19 protein-coding genes are annotated in these 19112 nt (G+C 65.8%); 11 read left to right on the forward strand and 8 right to left on the reverse strand.

Features of this window, described 5'->3' with window-relative positions:
- The first annotated feature begins 78 nt into the window (after window positions 1-78).
- Window positions 79-1524, forward strand: coding sequence for a recombinase family protein (locus ABD050_RS13545; RefSeq protein ID WP_343889949.1), 1446 nt, complete (start codon window positions 79-81; stop codon window positions 1522-1524).
- Window positions 1525-1633: 109 nt separating this feature from the next.
- Here ABD050_RS13545 and ABD050_RS13550 read toward each other — a convergent pair whose 3' ends face one another.
- Window positions 1634-2689 carry a 4-oxalomesaconate tautomerase gene (locus ABD050_RS13550; RefSeq protein ID WP_343889916.1) on the reverse strand — a complete coding sequence of 352 codons (1056 nt, stop codon included), beginning with the start codon at window positions 2687-2689 and terminating at the stop codon, window positions 1634-1636.
- On the reverse strand, window positions 2682-3353 hold the full coding sequence (locus ABD050_RS13555) for a 4-carboxy-4-hydroxy-2-oxoadipate aldolase/oxaloacetate decarboxylase (protein WP_343889917.1): 672 nt from the start codon (window positions 3351-3353) through the stop codon (window positions 2682-2684). The genes ABD050_RS13550 and ABD050_RS13555 overlap by 8 nt, the downstream gene beginning before the upstream one ends.
- A 109-nt stretch (window positions 3354-3462) precedes the next feature.
- Between ABD050_RS13555 and ABD050_RS13560 the strand changes: the two genes are divergently transcribed.
- From ABD050_RS13560 to ABD050_RS13605, 10 genes are read left to right on the forward strand one after another with little or no spacing between them, the layout of a single operon-like run.
- The gene (locus ABD050_RS13560; protein WP_343889918.1) at window positions 3463-4662 is read left to right on the forward strand and encodes a LysR family transcriptional regulator; all 1200 of its coding nucleotides are present in this window, start codon (window positions 3463-3465) and stop codon (window positions 4660-4662) included.
- A 54-nt stretch (window positions 4663-4716) separates the two neighbouring features.
- A complete protein-coding gene (locus ABD050_RS13565; RefSeq protein WP_343889919.1) occupies window positions 4717-5559 on the forward strand; it encodes a DUF1932 domain-containing protein in 843 nt (280 codons plus the stop codon).
- Complete coding sequence (locus tag ABD050_RS13570) at window positions 5556-6575, forward strand: amidohydrolase family protein (protein ID WP_343889920.1); 1020 nt, start codon at window positions 5556-5558, stop codon at window positions 6573-6575. Before ABD050_RS13565 ends, ABD050_RS13570 begins: the two co-directional genes overlap by 4 nt.
- Window positions 6576-6593: 18 nt before the next feature.
- Window positions 6594-7472, forward strand: a complete 879-nt coding sequence (locus tag ABD050_RS13575) for an amidohydrolase family protein (protein WP_343889950.1) — start codon at window positions 6594-6596, stop codon at window positions 7470-7472.
- 4 nt (window positions 7473-7476) lie between these two features.
- Window positions 7477-7902: a protocatechuate 4,5-dioxygenase subunit alpha gene (gene ligA / locus ABD050_RS13580; protein WP_343889921.1), complete on the forward strand. Its 426-nt coding sequence runs from the start codon at window positions 7477-7479 to the stop codon at window positions 7900-7902.
- 1 nt (window position 7903) lies between these two features.
- Window positions 7904-8761: a class III extradiol dioxygenase subunit beta gene (locus tag ABD050_RS13585; RefSeq protein WP_343889922.1), complete on the forward strand. Its 858-nt coding sequence runs from the start codon at window positions 7904-7906 to the stop codon at window positions 8759-8761.
- On the forward strand, window positions 8755-9159 hold the full coding sequence (locus ABD050_RS13590; protein ID WP_343889923.1) for a hypothetical protein: 405 nt from the start codon (window positions 8755-8757) through the stop codon (window positions 9157-9159). Before ABD050_RS13585 ends, ABD050_RS13590 begins: the two co-directional genes overlap by 7 nt.
- A gap of 2 nt (window positions 9160-9161) precedes the next feature.
- Window positions 9162-10103, forward strand: coding sequence for a Gfo/Idh/MocA family oxidoreductase (locus ABD050_RS13595; RefSeq protein ID WP_343889924.1), 942 nt, complete (start codon window positions 9162-9164; stop codon window positions 10101-10103).
- Window positions 10100-11269: a 4-hydroxybenzoate 3-monooxygenase gene (gene pobA, locus ABD050_RS13600; RefSeq protein WP_343889925.1), complete on the forward strand. Its 1170-nt coding sequence runs from the start codon at window positions 10100-10102 to the stop codon at window positions 11267-11269. The genes ABD050_RS13595 and pobA overlap by 4 nt, the downstream gene beginning before the upstream one ends.
- Window positions 11270-11271: 2 nt before the next feature.
- Window positions 11272-12276, forward strand: a complete 1005-nt coding sequence (locus ABD050_RS13605; RefSeq protein WP_343889927.1) for an aldo/keto reductase — start codon at window positions 11272-11274, stop codon at window positions 12274-12276.
- Window positions 12277-12495: 219 nt separating this feature from the next.
- Here the strand turns inward: ABD050_RS13605 and ABD050_RS13610 are convergent, their stop codons facing one another.
- From ABD050_RS13610 to ABD050_RS13635, 6 genes are all read right to left on the reverse strand, one after another.
- A complete protein-coding gene (locus ABD050_RS13610) occupies window positions 12496-13596 on the reverse strand; it encodes a S1C family serine protease (protein ID WP_343889928.1) in 1101 nt (366 codons plus the stop codon).
- A gap of 107 nt (window positions 13597-13703) precedes the next feature.
- A complete protein-coding gene (locus tag ABD050_RS13615; RefSeq protein ID WP_343889929.1) occupies window positions 13704-15446 on the reverse strand; it encodes a chloride channel protein in 1743 nt (580 codons plus the stop codon).
- 172 nt (window positions 15447-15618) lie between these two features.
- Entirely contained in the window at window positions 15619-16284 is a 666-nt protein-coding gene (locus ABD050_RS13620) for a class I SAM-dependent methyltransferase (protein ID WP_343889930.1), read from the reverse strand.
- Between the two features lie 41 nt (window positions 16285-16325).
- Window positions 16326-17246, reverse strand: coding sequence for a c-type cytochrome (locus tag ABD050_RS13625; RefSeq protein WP_343889931.1), 921 nt, complete (start codon window positions 17244-17246; stop codon window positions 16326-16328).
- Between the two features lie 54 nt (window positions 17247-17300).
- Entirely contained in the window at window positions 17301-17783 is a 483-nt protein-coding gene (locus ABD050_RS13630) for a DsrE family protein (RefSeq protein ID WP_343889932.1), read from the reverse strand.
- Between the two features lie 72 nt (window positions 17784-17855).
- Window positions 17856-19112: a TolC family protein gene (locus tag ABD050_RS13635; protein WP_343889933.1), complete on the reverse strand. Its 1257-nt coding sequence runs from the start codon at window positions 19110-19112 to the stop codon at window positions 17856-17858.

The following is a 19112-nucleotide window of genomic DNA, read 5'->3' on the forward strand; positions in this document are numbered from 1 at the left end:
CGCCAGCGAGCCAACGCCAACTGGCAGCGACTTTAGCCCAGGCTCTTTGCGCCGGCCTGGCGGCCTGTCGCGCAGTTGATGGCGATGCTGAGAGATCATGCTCCCGTTGAACGGGTAAGCTCCACGCATCAGGCGAAGATCGCCTATGTTTATGTTCGCCAGTCCAGCGTCGGGCAAATCCGTCACCATCAAGAAAGTACCGCGCTCCAATATCGGCTTGTCGATCGTGCGCTGGACATGGGATGGCCGCGCGAGCGGGTCGAGATCATTGACGATGATCTCGGAAAATCCGGCGCTGATGCCCAGCACAGATATGGGTTCCAACGCCTGATCGCGGAGGTCGGGCTTGGACATGCCGGACTTGTTGTGAGCTACGACGCATCCCGGCTTGCCCGCAACAACAGCGACTGGCACCAACTCCTCCAGCTCTGCTCGATGTTCCGCGTCCTGATCGCCGACAGCGAGCGCCTTTATGATCCCGGCCTCTATCACGACCGGCTGCTGCTTGGACTCTCGGGCATCATGAGCGAGGCCGAACTTCATCAAATCCGCATGCGCCTTCACACGGGAGAGCGGCAAAAAGCGGCGCGCGGAGAGCTGCGGATCCCGCTCCCGGCGGGTCTGATCGATGCGCCGGCGGGCGGGATCATGATCAATCCTGACGCCCAGATCCAGGCTCGGATCGAGATGGTGTTCGACAGCTTCCTGAGGCTTGGAAGCGCCAAGGCCGTCGTCCGCCGTCTGCGCAAAGCTGAACTTGCTCTGCCGGTCAGACCGTTGCGTGGTCCAGCACCTCATGAGGTCGTCTGGCGCGATGCGACCGATGGGCGCGTACGCAACATCCTCAAAAACCCGGCTTATGCCGGAGCCTATGTTTATGGTCGCAGATGTGCCGCGCCCGAGAGGCGATGCGAAGGCGTCAAGACCCCCACGCGCGCTGTTCCGCGCGATGAATGGGAGGTCTGCATCCAGAATGCGCATCCGGCGTATATCAGCTGGGAGACGCATATGGCGATCGACAACAAGCTCGCGGACAATGTCGGCAACTTCAAAGTCGGGCATCGCGGCATGCCTCGGAAGGGAAAGGCGCTGCTGCAGGGGATCGTGATGTGCGGCAGCTGCGGTCGACGCATGGCTCTTAACTACTCCGGGCCCGATAGCTCTCACCCTGTCTACCGCTGCCGATCCGACCGGGCGACATGTACCGGTCAATATTGTCAGGAGGTGCGCGCGCCGCGGGTGGAAGCCGAGGTCGAACGCCAGTTCCTTGCAGCGCTTGCCCCTGATCACCTTGCCATTACCCTGGCCGCACTTGATGCCATCGACACCGACATCCATGGCCTGGAACGCCAATGGGCGCTCAAGCGAGAGCGCGCTGAGTATGAATGCGAGCGTGCCCGGCGACAATATGACGCGGTCGAGCCCGAAAACCGGCTCGTTGCCCGATCCCTCGAAGCGATATGGGAGAACAAGCTGCGCGACGTCGAAAAGCCAGCGGCGGCCTCAGCGGCACTCGGAATGTAGGACTGGGGTACAGCCGGCACAGTTTTTTTTTGACCGTCTGCCCTCCGAAGGCAGAGGCCACAGGTTCGAATCATGTCGGGCGCGCCAGCTTTTCGTCAGTGATGCGCCTTCAGGCGAAAACCGTGCCGTCCATCAGCTTACGCGCGGTGCGCAGCAATGCCGCCGTCGCGACCTGGCCCTGTCCGTCAAGCTCGAGCACGCAACTCATCTCGCCGGTCGGGTGCTCGACCGAGAGCGTCTTGCGGACTCCCTCGGGGATCGACGCCACTTCAGCTGCGGGAGAGCCAGGCACCAGGCACGCAGTCGCGACGCTGACCGCGCCCAGCACGCCGATCGTCGCATGCGCGCGGTGCGGGATGAAGCTGCGGACCGTCACCGCACCGCCATGCGCGGGCGCCGCGACGAGCATCATCTTCGGGACCGACTTCTCGGTTACGTCGCCGAGGTTCATCAGCGGGCCGGCCTTGAGACGGATCGCCTCGATCCACGCCTTGAGATCAGTCGCCGCGTCGAGCGTATCGCGGTCCTCGTATCCGGTCGCGCCGACATCGGCTGCCTTGAACACCACGCACGGCATGCCGTTGTCGATCAGCGTGCAGGCGACACCGTCGATCATGTCCGCTGCGTTGCCGGTGGGCAGCAGCGCGCCGCAGGACGAGCCCGCGGTCTCCCGAAATTCGAGCGGGATCGGCGCAGCGCCGCCGGGCACACCGTCAATACGCGCAGTGCCGTCATAGGTCGGCACGCCACCCGGCGTCTGTACCGTCGCGACTGCGATCTGGCCGGTATTGACCATGAAGATCGCAACGCGCGTTTCGTCGCCTTTCGCCGCGACCAGCCCGCGCTCGATCGCGAACGGGCCGACGCCGGCGAGCATGTTGCCGCAATTCTGCGCGTCGGTCACGATCGGCTGATCGACGAAGACCTGGAGGAAGAGATAGTCGATATCGACGCCCTCCCGATCCGATTTCGACACGACCGCCACCTTGGACGTGAGCGGATCGGCGCCGCCCATCCCGTCGATCTGGCGCGGATCAGGCGATCCCATCACCCGCAGCAGCAAGGCGTCGCGCGCAGCCGTATCGGCGGGCAGGTCGTCGGCCAGGAAGAAGCCGCCCTTCGAGGTGCCGCCGCGCATCCACATGCAGCGCACGCCGTCACTCATAGGTCAGCCCGAGCGCAGCGAGCTTGCTGCGCATGTCGTAAATGTCGAGGCCGAGCTCACCCGCCGCAAGACGCTGGCGCTTCGATTCCTCGTTCGCCTCGCGGGCCTGAGCCTTTTTCAGCACGTCGGCGGCATCGGCCCGTTTGACGACGCAGACGCCGTCGTCATCGGCGACGATCACATCGCCCGGGTCGATCGCCGCGCCGGCGCAGACGATCGGCACATTGACCGAGCCGAGCGTCGCTTTGATCGTACCTTGCGCGAACACGGCCCTGGACCAGACCGGAAAGCCCATCGCGGTGAGATCGCGCACATCGCGCACCCCCGCATCGATCACCAGCCCGCGACAGCCGCGCGCGATCGCCGATGTGGCGAGCAGATCACCGAAATAGCCATCCTCGCAGGGGCTGGTCGGCGCAAGGACGAGGATGTCGCCCTGCTGCAATTGTTCGATCGCGACGTGAATCATCCAGTTGTCGCCGGGCGGTGCCGAAATCGTCACTGCCGAGCCCGCGATCCGCGCACCGGGATAGATCGGCCGCAACCGGCTGGCGAGCAGCCCGATCCGCCCCTGCGCTTCGTGCACCGTGGCGACACCGGCCGAGGCCAGCCCGTCGATCACCGCCGGATCGGCGCGCTGGATTGAAGTGACGACCTTGCCCATGACGATCTCCCCGAGACGATCTCGTTGCCCGACGCGTGCGCGCCGGCGACTGGCACCGGCAATTCGGAATTGCGCGCGGCCAATAAGTTTTCTCTATAGGTGAACGCAAATGACGACACCCTTCGACCTCAACCTGCGCCATTTGCGCGCGCTCGCGGCGATCGTCGCGCGCGGCAGTATGAGCGCGGCAGCGGAGGACGTCAGCCTTTCGCAGCCGGCGCTGACCCAGGGGCTCGCGAAGCTGGAGGCGCAACTCGGCACCCCGCTGTTCGATCGTCGGGCCGATGGCATGCTTCCTACCGAGGCCGGCACGGCATTGGCCGCGCGCGCGGACGCTGCCTTCGTCCACCTCGCGGCAGCGGTACGTGGCGGCGGGCGGGGCTTCGCCCGACCCGACCGGTTGATGACCGCGACTCAATTGCGCGCCTTCCTCGCGCTCGCCGATGCCGGCAGCTTCGTCGGCGCTGGCGTCGCAACCGGCCTGTCGCAGCCGGCGATTCATCGCGCGGTGCGCGATCTCGAACAGGTGTGCGGCACGGTGCTGGTCGAGCGGCGCGGCCGCGGGATCGCGCTCGGCGAATCCGGGCGACGCCTGGCGCGCGGGATCAGGCTGGCAAGCGCCGAAATCGCCGCCGGGATCGTGGAGGTCTCCGCCGAACCCGGTGGTGGCGGGACGATCGCGGTCGGCGCGATGCCGCTCTCGCGCGCGATGTTGCTGCCCCGCGCGATCGCCCGGATCGCCGCCGAGGCGCCGCGCGCGCGCTTCGACGTGGTCGAGGGGTCGTGGCGCGAACTGGTCGAGCCGCTGCGCGACGGCGTGATCGACATGATGATCGGCGCGTTGCGCGACGCCCCCCTGCCCGATCTCGACCAGAAACCCCTGCTTGACGACCGGCTGGTGATCGTCGGCCGCGCCGGCCATCCGCTCGCGGGCAGCGCAATGCCTCCCCGCGAGACGCTGATGCGCTATCCCTGGATCGTCGGCCGTGCAGGCGCGCCGCTGCGGGCCCTGTGGGAGGGGCTGTTCGCTGGCGCCCCTCCGCCCGCCGCGCCCATCGAATGCGGATCAGTGATGGTGATCCGCGGCATCCTGCAGGAAAGCGATTTCCTGACCCTGCTCTCGCCCGACCAGGTCGCGCTCGAAATCGACAGCGGCGCTCTGGCGCTGGTTGGGCCCGAACTCGCTTCGGGCGAGCGGGTGATCGGCATCACGACCCGCTCCGGATGGCGGCCCACCCGAGTCCAGGAACGCTTTCTCGACACCCTTGCCGAATGCGCCGCGGAAATCACGACTCAGGATTTCGAATAGCGCCGCCGCCTTTCCGATTGGGCGCGGGACTGGGCCCGGCTCTACGCCGACTGCATGGCACTCAAGGTGGCGATGATCGGCTTCGGGGAGGCGGCACTGGCGTTCGCGCCGGGGCTCGACGCGTCGCTCGCCCAATTCGACATCAAACCGGGCCGGCCCGAGATCGCCAATGTAAAGTGCGCATCCTCCGGGGAGGAAGCGCTCAGCGGTGCTATTGCCGCCCTGTCGCTCGTCACCGCTGACCAGGCGCTGCAGGCAGCAACCGATTCAGTCGCCCATCTCGAAGCCGGCGCCTTCTGGTTCGACATGAACAGCGTTGCACCCGACACCAAACGCAGCGGGAGCCGGATGGTCGAGGCCGCTGGCGGGCGCTATGTCGATGTCGCCGTGATGGCGCCTGTCCATCCCGCGCGTACCGCCGTCCCTTTGCTGCTGTCGGGTCCGCATGCCGAAGACGGCGCAGCATTGCTGCGGGCGATCGGCTTTACCAAGGTCAGGATCGTCGAGGGCGCGGTCGGTCGCGCCTCCTCGATCAAGATGATCCGCTCAGTGATGGTCAAAGGGATCGAAGCGCTGACCGCCGAATGCGTGCTCGCGGCTGACCGGGCCGGGGTGCTCGACGAAGTCCTTGCCTCACTCGATGCGAGCCCGCCCCCGCCCGACTGGAAAGCGCGGGCCGATTACAATCTCGATCGCATGCTCGAACACGGCCTGCGCCGCGCCGCCGAGATGGAGGAAGTGGTGAAGACGCTCGATGCGCTCGGCACCGGTTCGGCAGTGACCCGCGGCACCGTGGTTCGCCAGCGCGAGATCGGGTCGCTCGGCGCGACCTCGCCGGAGGGTCTCGCCGCCAAGCTTGCATTGCTCAATCGGGACAGGAAGGCCGAAGCCGCATGATCATTGACTGCCACGGCCATTACACGACAGCGCCAGCGCCGCATAACGACTGGCGCGATGCCCAGAAGGCCGCGTTCAAGGCAGGCGAGGCGCCGCCACCCTATCCGGCGATCTCCGACGACGAGATTCGCGAGACGCTGGAGAAGAACCAGCTCCGCCTGCTCAGGGAGCGCGGCGCCGACATGACGATCTTCAGCCCGCGCGCCTCGGCGATGGCGCATCATGTCGGCGACGAGGCGGTGTCCAACGCCTGGGCACGCGCGAACAATAATCTGATCAAGCGCTGCGTCGATCTGTATCCCGAGACTTTCGCGGGCGTCTGCATGCTGCCGCAATCGCCCAAAGCCGATCTCCAGGGCTCGATCGAAGAGCTCGAGAGTTGCGTCACCGAGCTCGGCTTTATCGGCTGCAACCTCAACCCCGATCCAGGCGGCGGGCATTTCACCTCGCCGCCGCTGACCGATCGCTTCTGGTATCCCTTTTACGAGAAGATGGTCGAGCTCGACGTGCCGGCGATGATCCATGTCTCCGGCTCATGCAATCCGGGTCTGCACGCCACCGGCGCCTTCTACATCGCCGCCGACACCATCGCCTTCATGCAGTTCATCGAGGGTGATCTGTTCGCCGACTTCCCGAACCTCAGATTCATCATCCCGCATGGCGGCGGCGCGGTGCCCTATCATTGGGGGCGCTATCGCGGCCTCGCCGATATGCTGAAGAAGCCGGCCTTGTCCGGGCATGTGATGGACAATGTCTATTTCGATACCTGCGTCTACCATCAGCCGGGCGTCGACCTGCTGGCTGAAGTGATCGATACCAAGAACATCCTGTTCGGCTCCGAGATGGTCGGCGCGGTGCGTGGGATCGATCCCGAGACCGGGCAATATTTCGACGACACCAAGCGCTATGTCGATGCGCTGCCGATCAGCGACAGTGATCGCCACGCAATCTTCGAGGGCAATGCGCGCCGCGTCTTCCCACGGCTCGACGCGCAATTGCGCGCGCGCGGACTGTAGATGGTGGGCAACTTCACCATGGATGCGGACTGGCTGTGCTTCGACCCGGCGCCGTCCAAACCCGTCTTCACGCCACCGCCGGGCGCGGTCGATGCGCATTGCCACGTTTTCGGGCCGGGCGACGAATTCCCCTATGCACCCGAGCGGAAATATACGCCCTGCGATGCAGGCAAGGACAGGCTTTACGCCCTGCGGGATTTCCTCGGCTTCTCGCGCAACGTCGTCGTCCAGGCGACGTGCCACGGCACTGACAACCGGGCGATGGTCGACGCGCTCGCCCATGCCGGCGGCAGGGCGCGCGGCGTCGCGGCGGTGAAGGCTGACATCAGCGACGACGAGCTCGCGGCGATGCACGCGGCCGGGGTCCGCGGCGTGCGTTTCAACTATGTGAAGCGGCTCGTCGACCCCAAGCCCGACGCTTATTATCGCGGCATCATCGACAAGATCGCCGCGTTCGGCTGGCATATCGTGGTCTATTTCGAGGCTGCAGACCTCACCGAGAAATGGGACTTCTTCACCTCGCTGCCGACCGTCGTCGTGGTCGACCACATGGGCCGCCCCGACGTGACCAAAAGCCCCGAGGGCCCGGAGTTTGCGCCCTTCCTGCGCTTGATGGAGCGCGACAATATCTGGGCCAAGGTCACTTGCCCCGAGCGGCTCTCGAAATCGGGCCCGCCGACCTATGACGATTTCGTCCCCTTCGCGCGGACGGTCGTCGAGCGCTTTCCCGACCGGGTGCTGTGGGGCACCGATTGGCCGCATCCCAATCTCAACATGGTCGGCCACATGCCCGATGACGGCAATTTGGTTGACATGATCCCACGTATCGCACCGACGCCCGAGCTGCAGCGCAAGCTGCTCGTCGACAATCCGATGCGGCTCTACTGGAAGGACTGAGGCAATGACCGGCCCACGCGACATCCACAGCTATCTCGCCGATTTCGACGATATTCCAGGCACCCGGGTCTACACAGCGAAGCGCGCGCGCCAGGGTTATCACCTCAACCAGTTCGCGATGAGCCTGATGAAGCCCGAGAATCGCGAGCGCTGGAAAGCGAACGAGCGCGCCTATCTCGACGAGTGGAAGATGACCGAAGAGCAGAAGCAGGCAGTGCTCGATCGCGATTACAACCGCCTGCTCGATCTTGGCGGCAACATCTATTTCCTCGCCAAGGTCTTTTCGACCGACGGTCTTTCCTTCGTGCAGGCAGTGAGCACGATGACCGGGATGAACGTCGAGGATTACCAGGCGATGATGATCGCGGGCGGGCGCTCACCCGAGGGCATGCGCTCGCTCAAGGCCAATGCCGAAAAAGGAAGCAACTGACATGGCACGGATCACCGCCGGCGTAGCCTGCAGCCACATTCCCGCGCTGGGCGTCGCGGTCGATCTCGGCAAGACCGGGGAGGCCTATTGGGCGCCTGCCTTTGCGGGCTTCGACTGGACCAGGGCGTGGGAGAAGCGGGAAAAGCCCGATGTCGTGATCCTGGTCTATAACGACCATGCGACTGCGTTCGACATGAAGATCATCCCGACCTTCGCGATCGGCTGCGCCGAGGAATTCAAGCCGGCCGACGAGGGGTGGGGGCCGCGCAAGGTGCCGGTGGTGAAGGGCCATCCCGATCTTGCCTGGCATATCGCGCAGAGCCTGATCCTCGACGAATTCGACATGACGATCATCAACGAGATGGATGTCGATCACGGCCTGACCGTGCCCTTGTCGATGATGTTCGGCCAGCCCGAGGAATGGCCGTGCAAGGTGATCCCGCTCGCGGTCAACGTCGTCACCTATCCGCCGCCCTCGGGCAATCGCTGCTGGGCGCTCGGCGAGGCGATCGCCCGCGCGGTGGAGAGCTTCCCGGAGGATCTGAACGTCCAGGTCTGGGGCACGGGCGGCATGAGCCACCAGCTCCAGGGCCCGCGCGCCGGGCTGATCAATGCCGAGTGGGACAACCGCTTCCTCGACGGCCTCGTCGGCGACAGCGACGCGCTGCGCTATATCCCGCATATCGAATATCTGCGCGAAACCGGCAGCGAGGGCATCGAGATGGTGATGTGGCTCGTCATGCGCGGCGCGCTCGGCAAGGCGACCCGGATGCTCCACCGCCATTATCACGTCCCCGCCAGCAACACCGCCGTCGGCCATATCGTGCTCGAGCCTGATCAGGGAGCCGCTGCGTGCTGACGTCGTTCGATGCGATCCTTCGTTGCGAGCGGCGCCTGCAGCAGCTTCACGAGGCAAGCAAGCAGGCGACCATCGACAGGCGGGAGGGCTGGCAGCGGGAACTGGTCCGGGTGCGGCGCGAGCTGAGCGTCGCGATTGGCGAACTCACGACGGCGATGCAGGAATGGTCACCCCCGGAAAGCGCACAGGCCGATTTCACCGCCTTCCGGAGCCATATTTCCGCCCTGCGCTCCACCCTCGCGCTGCATCAGGCGTCGTTCCCGGCCAGTTCGGTCATCGTTGACGAACGGGCGTATTTCGAATCGACCAACTTGATTCGCGATCGATTCCGGGAGCTCGCGCAGAAGCGCGACGCGCTCCAGCGCGTCGTTTCCCAATCCAGAAGCAACGGAGTCTAACGATGAAGATCGCCCTGGCCGGCGCCGGCGCCTTCGGAGAAAAGCATCTCGACGGCCTCAAGCTGATCGACGGCGTCGATGTCGTGTCGCTGGTCGGCCGCACGCTCGAGCCGACCCGGAAAGTCGCTGACAGATACGGCATCGGCCACGTCACCACCGATCTCGCCGAGAGCCTGGCGCGTGACGATGTCGATGCGGTGATCCTCTGCACGCCGACCCAGATGCACGCCGCCCAGACGATCCAGTGTCTCGAAGCCGGGAAGCATGTCCAGGTCGAGATCCCTCTCGCCGACAGCCTGGCCGATGCCGAAGCGGTGCTCGCCAAAGCCGAGGAAACCGGCCTGACCTGCATGGTCGGCCACACCAGGCGCTTCAACCCGAGCCATCAGTACATTCATGACCGGATCAAGCGCGGCGAGTTCAATGTCCAGCAGATGGACGTGCAGACCTATTTCTTCCGCCGCCGCAACATGAATGCGAAGGGCGAGCCGCGGAGCTGGACCGACCATCTGCTCTGGCACCATGCCGCCCATACGGTCGATCTCTTCACCTATCAGGCCGGGCCGATCGTCAAGGCGAATGCGATCGAGGGGCCGATCCATCCCGAGCTCGGCATCGCAATGGACATGTCGATCCAGCTGAAGGCCGAGAGCGGCGCGATCTGTACGCTCTCGCTCAGCTTCAACAATGACGGGCCGCTCGGCACCTTCTTCCGCTATATCGGCGACAGCGCGACCTATATCGCGCGCTACGACGATCTGTTCACCGGCAAGGAGGAACCGATCGACGTTTCGAAGGTCGCGGTGTCGATGAACGGCATCGAACTGCAGGACCGCGAATTCGTCGCCGCGATCCGCGAAGGCCGCGAGCCGAACAGTTCGGTCGGGCAGGTCCTGCCCTGCTACCGGGTGCTCGATCAGCTCGAAAGGCAGCTGAACGCATGAAGACCCGCGTCGCCATCATCGGCAGCGGCCCTTCCGGCCTGTTGCTCGGACATTTGCTGCGGGCAGCCGGCATCGACTGCGTGATCGTCGAGCGCCGGACCCGCGATTACGTTCTCTCACGAATCCGCGCCGGCGTGCTCGAGACCTGTGCCACCGATCTGATGACCCGGCTCAGCATCGATGCCCGGATGAACGCCGAAGGGCTGGTCGAAGAGGGATTCAACCTCGCCACCGACACGGGCATCATCCGGATCGACATCGCCCGGCTGACCGGCCGCCATGTCATGGTGTACGGCCAGACTGAGCTGACCCGGGACCTGATGGACGCCGCCCCCGAGCGGGGACTAGAGATCATCTTCGAGGCCGGCGATGTCGCGCTTCACGACGTCGACAGCGATCACCCCGGCGTCACCTATGCGAAGAACGGCGTCACGCACCGGATCGACGCCGATTTCATCGCCGGCTGCGACGGCTTTTATGGCCCTTCACGCGAGGCGATACCGGCGGCGGTGTCGCGCGAGTTCAAGCATGAGTATCCGTTCGGCTGGCTCGGCATCCTCGCAGACGTGCCGCCCTGCCATGACGAACTGATCTACGCCAACACCGATCGCGGCTTCGCGCTTGCCTCGATGCGTTCGACCACCCGCAGCCGCTATTATATCCAGGTGCCGCTGACCGAACGGCTCGAGGACTGGCCCGAGGACCGGCTGTGGGACGAGCTCTCGCGCCGCTTCGACCCGATCTCGCAACATGGCGTCAAGCGCGGCCCCGCGCTGGAGATGTCGATCGCGCCCTTGCGCTCCTATGTATTCGAGACGATGCGCCACGGCCGGCTGTTCCTGGCGGGCGATTCAGCCCATATCGTGCCGCCGACCGGCGCCAAGGGACTCAACCTCGCGGCGTCCGATGTCACCTATCTGTCCGACGCGTTGATCGCTCATTATATGCGCGGCGACGACAGCGCGCTCGATGGCTATCAGCAGCGCGCGCTCGCGCGGATCTGGAAGGCAGAGCGGTTCAGCTGGTACCTGACCAAGCTGATGCACCGCTTCCCCGGCGAAGGCGCCTTCGAGCACCGTATGCAGATCGCCGAACTGGAGTATGTGGCGCAATCCGAGGCGATGCAGACTGCGATTGCCGAAAATTACGTAGGGCTTCCGCTTTAGACATGACGCTTGCCACCCGCCGGCTCGGCCCGCTCACCGTTTCGGCCATCGGCCTTGGCTGCATGAACCTGAGCCATGCTTATGGCGTACCACCGTCGGAGGATGTGGGCGCGCGGCTGCTCAACCACGCGCTCGATCTCGGCATCAGCCTGATCGATACCGCTGCGCTGTACGGCTTCGGCAATAATGAGCGGCTGATCGGCAAGGCGATCCTGCACCGCCGCGCGGAATTCACCCTGGCCAGCAAGTGCGTGCTCGACGTGATCGACGGCAAGCGCGGGCTCGACGGCTCGCCCGAAGCGATCACCCGCACGGTCAATGGCTCGCTCGAACGGCTCGGTACTGACCATATCGATCTCGTCTATATGCACCGCCTCGACAAGCGCGTGCCGGTAGAAGAGTCGATGGGGGCACTCGTCCGGCTGAAGGAGGCGGGCAAGATCGGCGCGATCGGCCTCTCCGAAATGTCGGCCGCAACGATCCGCCGCGCGCATGCGGTGCACCCGATCGCAGCGGTGCAGAGCGAGTATTCGCCGGTCGTCCGCAACCCGGAGATCGCCGTGCTGGAGACATGCCGCGCTCTCGGCATCGGGCTCGTCGCCTTCTCACCGGTCGCGCGCGGGCTGCTGGCGGGGGCGGTTCATGACGACCATTATGTGCCCGGCGACATCCGCCTCCACATGCCGCGTTTCGTCGATCCCAATCTGTCGCACAATCTCGCCGCGACCAGGGCCTTCGATGCACTTGCGAGCGAGCTCGGCTGCACCCCTGCCCAGTTGTCGCTCGCCTGGGTGCTGGCGCAAGGCGCGCATGTCGTGCCGATCCCCGGCACCACCAGCATCGCCCATCTCGATGAGAATGTCGGGGCTGCGGCACTGACGCTGACGCCCGACATCATCGCCCGGATCGACGCCCTCTTCGCCGGCACGATCCGCGGCCCGCGCTACGCCGCCCCGATGCAGGCGCAGATCGATACCGAGATTTTCCCGGACGAAGAGCTGGCGTGACCGCGCCGGCGCGGGGGTTCGCGTTGGGGAATTCCCCGCTGTTTCCCGCTTCTGTGGACGCCCCCATGGAAGCGGGAAACGCTGAAAATGCCGGTCCTCGGGAAGGGGGACGGTAGCGGCTTTCAGCGTTTCACGATGCGTCAGCAAAGGCCTGAAAATAAGCAGCGGGCTTGCGATCGCCCTTCGACCATGACTGATATTGACGGCGGTAGCGGCGGGTCAGGGCGCAAGCGTAATCGTCAGTCGCTTCGACGCACGTACGACATCGAGCGAAAGCGTTGCTGCAGAGGTGTCCAATGCGCGCGCCAGCTCCGAGGCACCCGACACCGGGGAGCCGGAAACGCCGAGAATGAGGTCTCCAGCGCGAAGCCCCCCCTTGTCGGCCGGCGAATCCGCCTCGACAAGCGATACCACCGCACCGCGCTGGCCATCGATCCCCAGGCGAGTCGCCAGCGCCGGCGGAAGATCGTCGGCAATGATGCCGAACCGGTTTTCGGTGGGCTTGCCGTTTCGCATGAGCCCGCTGACGATCCGGCTGGCGGTCCCGACGGCCAGTATCGAGCTTGGCCGGTCAGGATCCTCCGCTGGCCCACCGAGCCCGATCACACCAATGATCTCGCCATTGAGGTTCAGGAGGGGCGCTCCTGCCAGCGACTGATCCAGCGTCGGCCGGATTCTGACATAGGTGCGCAGGGCGGCCTGCTCCGCCAGCGAGTCGGTGCCGACCATACCGAGGGCCGCCGCGCAGCCGCTCCCGTTGGGCGACGAAATGGCCGCCCCCCAGTCACCGACCCGCGGAAAATTGGCGTTCGAGAATTTCAGGAAGGCCAATCCCGATCCATCGATCTTGAGAACGGCAATTCCGGAAATCGGGTCCGAGCCGACCCTCGTCGCATCGAGAACCCGGCCATCGTTGAGGAGGACGTGAATATCCCCCGCCTCGGAGAGATTGTCCGCGGCCGTAACAATATAGCCGTCACTCGAAGCGAGAAACCCGGAAGCAGTCCGGGGAGCGGCGGCGGCGGGCGGATTCGCTGGCCGCATTCGACCCGTGGAAGGCGCCTGGGCCGCACTGTCGGGCCCCTGGCCATCCTGCCGGATGGCGACGATGGCGGGGCAGCTGCGGCCGATCATGTCGCCGAGATTCTCGATCGCCGGCGTAAATCCGGCCGCATTCATGGCCGGCGCAACGACCCTCTGCTCCACCTTGACCACCCGTGGCCAGAGGTTGCCGCCAATGAGGGCGCCCCCGGTCAGCAGCGCCAGCGCAACCAGACTTCCCACGGCAACCGGTGTGAGAGAAGTACGGTCGAACCTCACGGCCTTGGCATTCCTTGGGCAAATTCCACGCGCATCGCGCCACCGGAGACGTCGATTGGTCGCGCAGCTTGGGACGGCAGCTGTCGAACCACCTTGGACAGCAATTTTCAACCCTCGCCGTAGATATCCTTCAGGGCTTTCTCGATTTCGCCTGAATAGCGCCGCCGCACATACTTCTCGCTGACGGTGCCAAGAACCCTCCCGCTATCGTCCAGGACGGCAAGATCGTCCGCCTCGAGCTCTTCGAACATGGTCATGACGTGGGCGACATCCTCTTCGGGCCGCAGCGCGCTGTCGGTCAGGGTCGCCAACGTCCGGATCGGTGAATCGAGATCGTCGGTTACCGTATAGGCTGCCGGTGTCTGCACCAGCCCCGCATAGGCGCCTTCCCGGTTGGTGAGAACCACGCGGCTCACCGAGCCTAGCGGAAAGCGGCGGCGAAATTCGGAGATCGTGATCCAGTCATCCGCCGTGGGAGGCTCCCGGCGCATCATCCTGCCTGCGGTAAGCGTCCTGACCCAGCCGATATCGCGGGCGCTGCGGATCGTTTCGCCACGGGTGTGAAGCCGCCAGGTCGAGAAGGAGAAGCCGAACTTCTCGCGAGCCAGCGCGCTCGCGCAGAGCGCCGCGGTTATTGCCGTCCCCGTCAGCGCGAAATCATGGGTCGCCTCGAGGACCAGCAGCGACATCGTCATCGGGCCGCCGACGACCGCCACCGCCATGGCAGCCATGCCGACCAGGGCAGCGTCTGTCGGGTCCACCGATGGCGCGCCCGGCACCAGGCTGATCAGTGCGGCATAGATTTGCCCGGCCAGCGACCCGAGGAACAGCGACGCGAAGAACAGGCCGCCGCGAAAGCCGAACCCCAGCGAGACCGCCGATGCCGCCATTTTGAGCAGAAAGATCGTGACGAGAAAGCCGAGGGTCACCTGCTCGGTCAGATCCAGATGAAGCGCACCATGCCCGGCCGACAATGCCTGAGGAGAAATCCAGGCGATCGGAATCAGGAGGAAGCCCCCGAGCACGGGCCTGACCAGGTCAGGGATCGATGATTGGCGCACCCACAGTTCGATGGTGGTCACGGCGCGCATCAGGGCGATGCCGAGGACCGCACACACCAGGCCGAGCGCCGCGTAGAGGAAATAATCGAGCGTGGTGATGGCGTGGGCGCTAGGCAACGCAATCAGATAGGCAGGCATCCCGGACGCCCTGATCGTGACCGCAGCCGTCAGACAGGCGGCGGCAACGGGCGCGATCGCGGCCGGCGTATAGGCTCCAATGACGATCTCGAAGGCATAGAAAGCACCGGTCAAAGGCGCGCCAAAGGCAGCGCCCACCGCAGCCCCTGCTCCGGCACCGACCAGAACGCGCAGGTCGTTGCGACGCAGCCGCAACCATTGCCCCATGACCGAGGCGACACCCCCACCCATCTGGGCGTAAGCCGCTTCGAGACCGACCGAGGCGCCGGCCCCGTTCGACAACAATGTCTGCGCCGAGACCAGCAGGCTGTCCTTGATCGGAATGACACCGCCGTGGAGCGCATTCGCCTCGACCACGTCGACCGGCGCCCTTGTCCTGGCGCGGACGAAATAGCCAAGGGCGGCAAGCAAGCCGCCACCGATGGGCAGCGCAAGCAGGCGAGCTGGCGAGATCGAGGAGAGAGCGCTCAAACGATCGATGCCGACGCCGTAGAGAATGTTCTGCAGCAGATGCGCGGCGCCGGCCAGGGCGAGAGTCATCAATCCGGCACAGAGGCCCACCAGCACCGCCAGACCGATGAGCGCCGTTTCGCTCGATCGCAATCGACGCCGCTGGCTTGCAAGAAACAGGAGGGTGTTTGACTTCTTCATGGCTCTCGCGGACCGGCGCCAACGCCGTAGACCCGGCTTTTGGGCACGTCCACCCGCCGAGGCGTGTCGGCCATATGGCGCGCGCCTCGGCAAGGGCCGGGATTGTGCGGGCAGCTTCGGCCGTTACCGCGCCACGCCGCGGTGCCCGAGCTGGTGCAGCGCGCCGTCAGGATCAGCGCGTGATCGGGCCGCTGTCCTGCCCTTTGGCGGGCGGGGCGGGTTTGTGCGCCACGCCTTCGACGATCGGCATATAGGCGGCGAACGGGAAGGCGGGTTCGATCTGCTGCTCGACCTGGCCCAGCGAGAAGCCGGCGGCGCGGATGGAGGCGACGGTGTCGCGATTGAGGTTGCAGCCGACACCGACGATCCGCTGAAGTGGATTGAAGCGGTCCTGCCATTTGCGCCGACCCGGATCGGTGCTCGCGACATGCTCGAAGAAGTGCAAGCTCCCGCCCGGACGGAGCACGCGCCAGATCTCGGTGAGCACGCGCGGTGGGTCGGCGACGGTGCACAGCGTCAGGCTGACCACCACATGGTCGAAACTCGCATCGGCAAAGGGAAGATTTTCTCCGGCCAGGGCCTCGATCCTCACCGGCCAGCCAAGCGCGTCGATGCGCGCCTGCGCCCGTCTGTTCATGCCGGACGACGGCTCGACGACCGCCAGGGATGTCACCGCGGCGCGATCATAATGGGGAAGAGTGGCACCTGTGCCGAACCCGATTTCCAGGACATCGCCCGCGACACCAGCGATCAGCCTGGCGCGGTGTGCCCCGATTTCGGGCGAATCAAGCGCCCTTTCGAGGAACCAGGGAAAGATCCGCTCCGAATACAGGCCCATGCCCACCTCCTTGTTGGCACTATCGTCTGCGCGGCAGCGCGTTATTTCAATCCCGTTGTTTCCGGCGGTCCGTCGCCACCGAGCAGAACGCCATCGACTGTCGTTCCGTAGGCCGATTGGCCACCCTCGTGAAATTGCCGGCGCGTGGCCTCGACCGATCCGGCATAGCGCGGATCCTGCGGCCGTGGCTTGCCGTCGATATAGGCCGCGACGTCCCAGGCCTGCTGGCTGGTCAGGGCGCCAGGCCGGTCCTGCGGCATGTTCGCCTTGATGAACCCTGCCGCGTTCGGGGTGCGGGCCATCCCGGCACCCCAGTTGAATGACCTGCCGCCCCAGAGCGGCGGGATGGCTGTCTTGCCATCGACCTTCAGTCCGCCACCGTCCTCCCCGTGGCACTGCGCGCAGTTTTCGGCATAGACCGCTCGACCCCGTTCGTAATCGGGCGCGCGCGCGGCCTTGGGCAGTTTCAGGAAACCCTGACCCGGCAGCATCACGCCGATCGAGGCGCCCCTGGCCAGGAAGGTCGCGTAGCTCTCCAGGGCGACGAGGGTGCGGTCCCCGGCGGGCGGCATCCGCCCGTTCATGCTGTACCTGAAACACTCCTGCAGGCGTTCCGCGAAACTGTTCACATGGCCATTCTTGGCCCGATATTGCGGATAGAGCCCGTAGGCGGCCCAGAGCGGCGAGGCGTTCGGGCGGCGTCCGGCATCGAGATGACAGTTCGAGCAGGAGAGATCGTTTCCGACAAATTGCGGCACGGCGCGGCGCGTGTCCGTGAAGATTTCCCGGCCGAGCTTCACCGCCTTGCCGAATTCATTGTCGGGGATGGCCGTATCCGGCGGCGGTTCGAACGGCTTCGCGTCGGTGCGCGACGGAACCGGCGCTTTCGACACCGAAAGACCGACGCCGACCCCCAACGTGACCAGCGCGGCCCCGCCCGCGATCATTGCAGCTGCGCGCATGGTTGGCGCCACCATCCCTATCCGTCCATTGTGCCGAGTGCACTGCCGCGCGCGTCAGGGATGGATGTAGACAAAACCCATGCCTTGCAGTCTCGCGATTTCGGCGACGCCGCTCGGCACGACGTCCTCATCCCGAACGCCGTAGAGATCGACAGGGGTCAGCCCCATGCCCTTGAGCGTGTTGCGGCAGATCATGAAGCGCACGCCCTTGGCGCGCAGTTCGTCCAGGGCCTTGGCGAGCGGCGCGTCAGTCCGCGCCATCTGGAACAGCTTGATGCCCGCAGCGAAGCTGACGACCCTGATCTCGACCTGCCCGTTAGTCGCCTCGATATGCGCGGAGAGATGATGGAGCAGCCGCACGAAATAGGCGCGGTCATCCGGGCCGCCGCCGTCATTCTGATAAACGACCTTCTGGAGAACGTAATAGCCCGGCGGTACAGGCGCGTTCATCACGTCGGTCGCCGGGGTCGCGGCGGCAGTGACGGAGCCGATGGCCGAGAGGCCGAGCGCGAGGAAAAGGGCGATTGCCTTGAACAAAGCAGGTCTCCGGAAACTGAATCCGCCATGGTGTCGGCGCGTACTGAGCGTTCTTTGCAGGTCCGAGGTCGATCAGTCCATGCCGGCGATGGCGCGCAGCCGATAGCTGGCGACGATAAGCTGGCCCTCGGCGCTGATCCGCATGCTTTCGGCCTCGATCGCCTCGCGTTCCGCGTCGAGCAGGGCAAGCTGCGGCTTGGCGCCGACTTTCACTTCGAGCCGCGTGCCGCCAAGCGCCGCCTCCGTCGCGGCGACGCGGGCCTGGGCGGCCTCGAGCACGGCGCGTGCCGTGCGCACCGCCTCGAAGGCCTCGACCGCCTGCTCTTCGACCGCCAGGCGCGCACCGCGCGCGTCGGCCTCGCTGGCGGTCACATCGGCGCTGGCCGCACGAATGCTGGCGGCATTGCGACCACCTGAGAACAGCGTCCATCGCCCCCGCAGGCCGACCGTCGCGGAATTGGCCTTGTAGCCGGGGAAGAACTGGTCTCGCACCGTGGCCGCTTCGGCGAAGGCACCGATCGTCGGCAGGCGCTCTGCGCGCGCTGCGTCGACACGACCCTGCGCCACATCAGTCGCCTTCTGCGCCTGCTGGAGCCTTGGGTTGCCGGCGATCGCGCGATTGACCGCGTCGTCGGTGGTGAGCGGCGTGGCCGGCGGCTCGGGCAATCCTGCGGGGGCTGCGACCGTCATGCCGGCGAGCGCGGCCAGCCGCGCATTCGCCGCCGCGACCTGGCCCTGTGCCTGGGCGAGGCCAGCCGCGGCCTCGGCGCGGCGCGCTTGCGCCTGCGCGGTCTCGGTGCTGGTGCCTTCGCCCGCCTTGAAGCGGAGCCCTGCCTGACGGACGACCTCGTCGAGCGAGGCTTGCAAATGCTCGTAGCGCTGGACGAGCTGGTGCGCGGCAAGCGCGCTCGCATAGGCCTGGGTCACCTGAACCCGCAAATCCAGGATCAGCGCGGCGGTTTCCAACCGCGCGATATCGCGCCCGCCGCCGGCCTGGCGCTCGGCCGCCGCGACACGGCCGCCGGTCCAGATCGGGAATTCGGCGACCGCCTGGGCCGAGCGCGGCGTCACATTATCCGCCGACAGCCCGAAAAAGCCTTGCGGGTCGAGCCTGCCAACACCGACCTGGCCTTCGACCCGAAGTGACGGGCCGCGTTCGGCGCGGGCACCATCAAGCCTCGCTTCGGCCGCGGATTCGCGCGCCTTCGCCGCGGCGAGCTGGGGCGAATGCGCCATGGCCGCGGCGATCACGTCATCGAGGCTCTGCGCCGACGCGGGCGCCACCGCGAGCAGCGCCAGGCCGACGGCCGGCAGGCAACGGACGATCAT

The organism is Sphingomonas oligophenolica, from assembly GCF_039522915.1.
In the GTDB taxonomy this organism is placed as follows: Bacteria; Pseudomonadota; Alphaproteobacteria; order Sphingomonadales; family Sphingomonadaceae; genus Sphingomonas; species Sphingomonas oligophenolica.

Excerpts from the sequence above, each read along its gene's own strand:
- ABD050_RS13615 (WP_343889929.1), bottom strand. The coding sequence starts at position 15,446 with ATGAAGAAGTCAAACACCCTCCTGTTTCTTGCAAGCCAGCGGCGTCGA.
- ABD050_RS13545 (WP_343889949.1), top strand. The coding sequence starts at position 79 with ATGGCGATGCTGAGAGATCATGCTCCCGTTGAACGGGTAAGCTCCACG.
- ABD050_RS13575 (WP_343889950.1), top strand. The coding sequence starts at position 6,594 with ATGGATGCGGACTGGCTGTGCTTCGACCCGGCGCCGTCCAAACCCGTC.
- ABD050_RS13565 (WP_343889919.1), top strand. The coding sequence starts at position 4,717 with ATGGCACTCAAGGTGGCGATGATCGGCTTCGGGGAGGCGGCACTGGCG.
- ABD050_RS13635 (WP_343889933.1), bottom strand. The coding sequence starts at position 19,112 with ATGATCGTCCGTTGCCTGCCGGCCGTCGGCCTGGCGCTGCTCGCGGTG.
- ABD050_RS13570 (WP_343889920.1), top strand. The coding sequence starts at position 5,556 with ATGATCATTGACTGCCACGGCCATTACACGACAGCGCCAGCGCCGCAT.
- ABD050_RS13555 (WP_343889917.1), bottom strand. The coding sequence starts at position 3,353 with ATGGGCAAGGTCGTCACTTCAATCCAGCGCGCCGATCCGGCGGTGATC.
- pobA (WP_343889925.1), top strand. The coding sequence starts at position 10,100 with ATGAAGACCCGCGTCGCCATCATCGGCAGCGGCCCTTCCGGCCTGTTG.
- ABD050_RS13595 (WP_343889924.1), top strand. The coding sequence starts at position 9,162 with ATGAAGATCGCCCTGGCCGGCGCCGGCGCCTTCGGAGAAAAGCATCTC.
- ABD050_RS13625 (WP_343889931.1), bottom strand. The coding sequence starts at position 17,246 with ATGCGCGCAGCTGCAATGATCGCGGGCGGGGCCGCGCTGGTCACGTTG.
- ABD050_RS13585 (WP_343889922.1), top strand. The coding sequence starts at position 7,904 with ATGGCACGGATCACCGCCGGCGTAGCCTGCAGCCACATTCCCGCGCTG.
- ABD050_RS13620 (WP_343889930.1), bottom strand. The coding sequence starts at position 16,284 with ATGGGCCTGTATTCGGAGCGGATCTTTCCCTGGTTCCTCGAAAGGGCG.
- ligA (WP_343889921.1), top strand. The coding sequence starts at position 7,477 with ATGACCGGCCCACGCGACATCCACAGCTATCTCGCCGATTTCGACGAT.
- ABD050_RS13605 (WP_343889927.1), top strand. The coding sequence starts at position 11,272 with ATGACGCTTGCCACCCGCCGGCTCGGCCCGCTCACCGTTTCGGCCATC.
- ABD050_RS13560 (WP_343889918.1), top strand. The coding sequence starts at position 3,463 with ATGACGACACCCTTCGACCTCAACCTGCGCCATTTGCGCGCGCTCGCG.
- ABD050_RS13550 (WP_343889916.1), bottom strand. The coding sequence starts at position 2,689 with ATGAGTGACGGCGTGCGCTGCATGTGGATGCGCGGCGGCACCTCGAAG.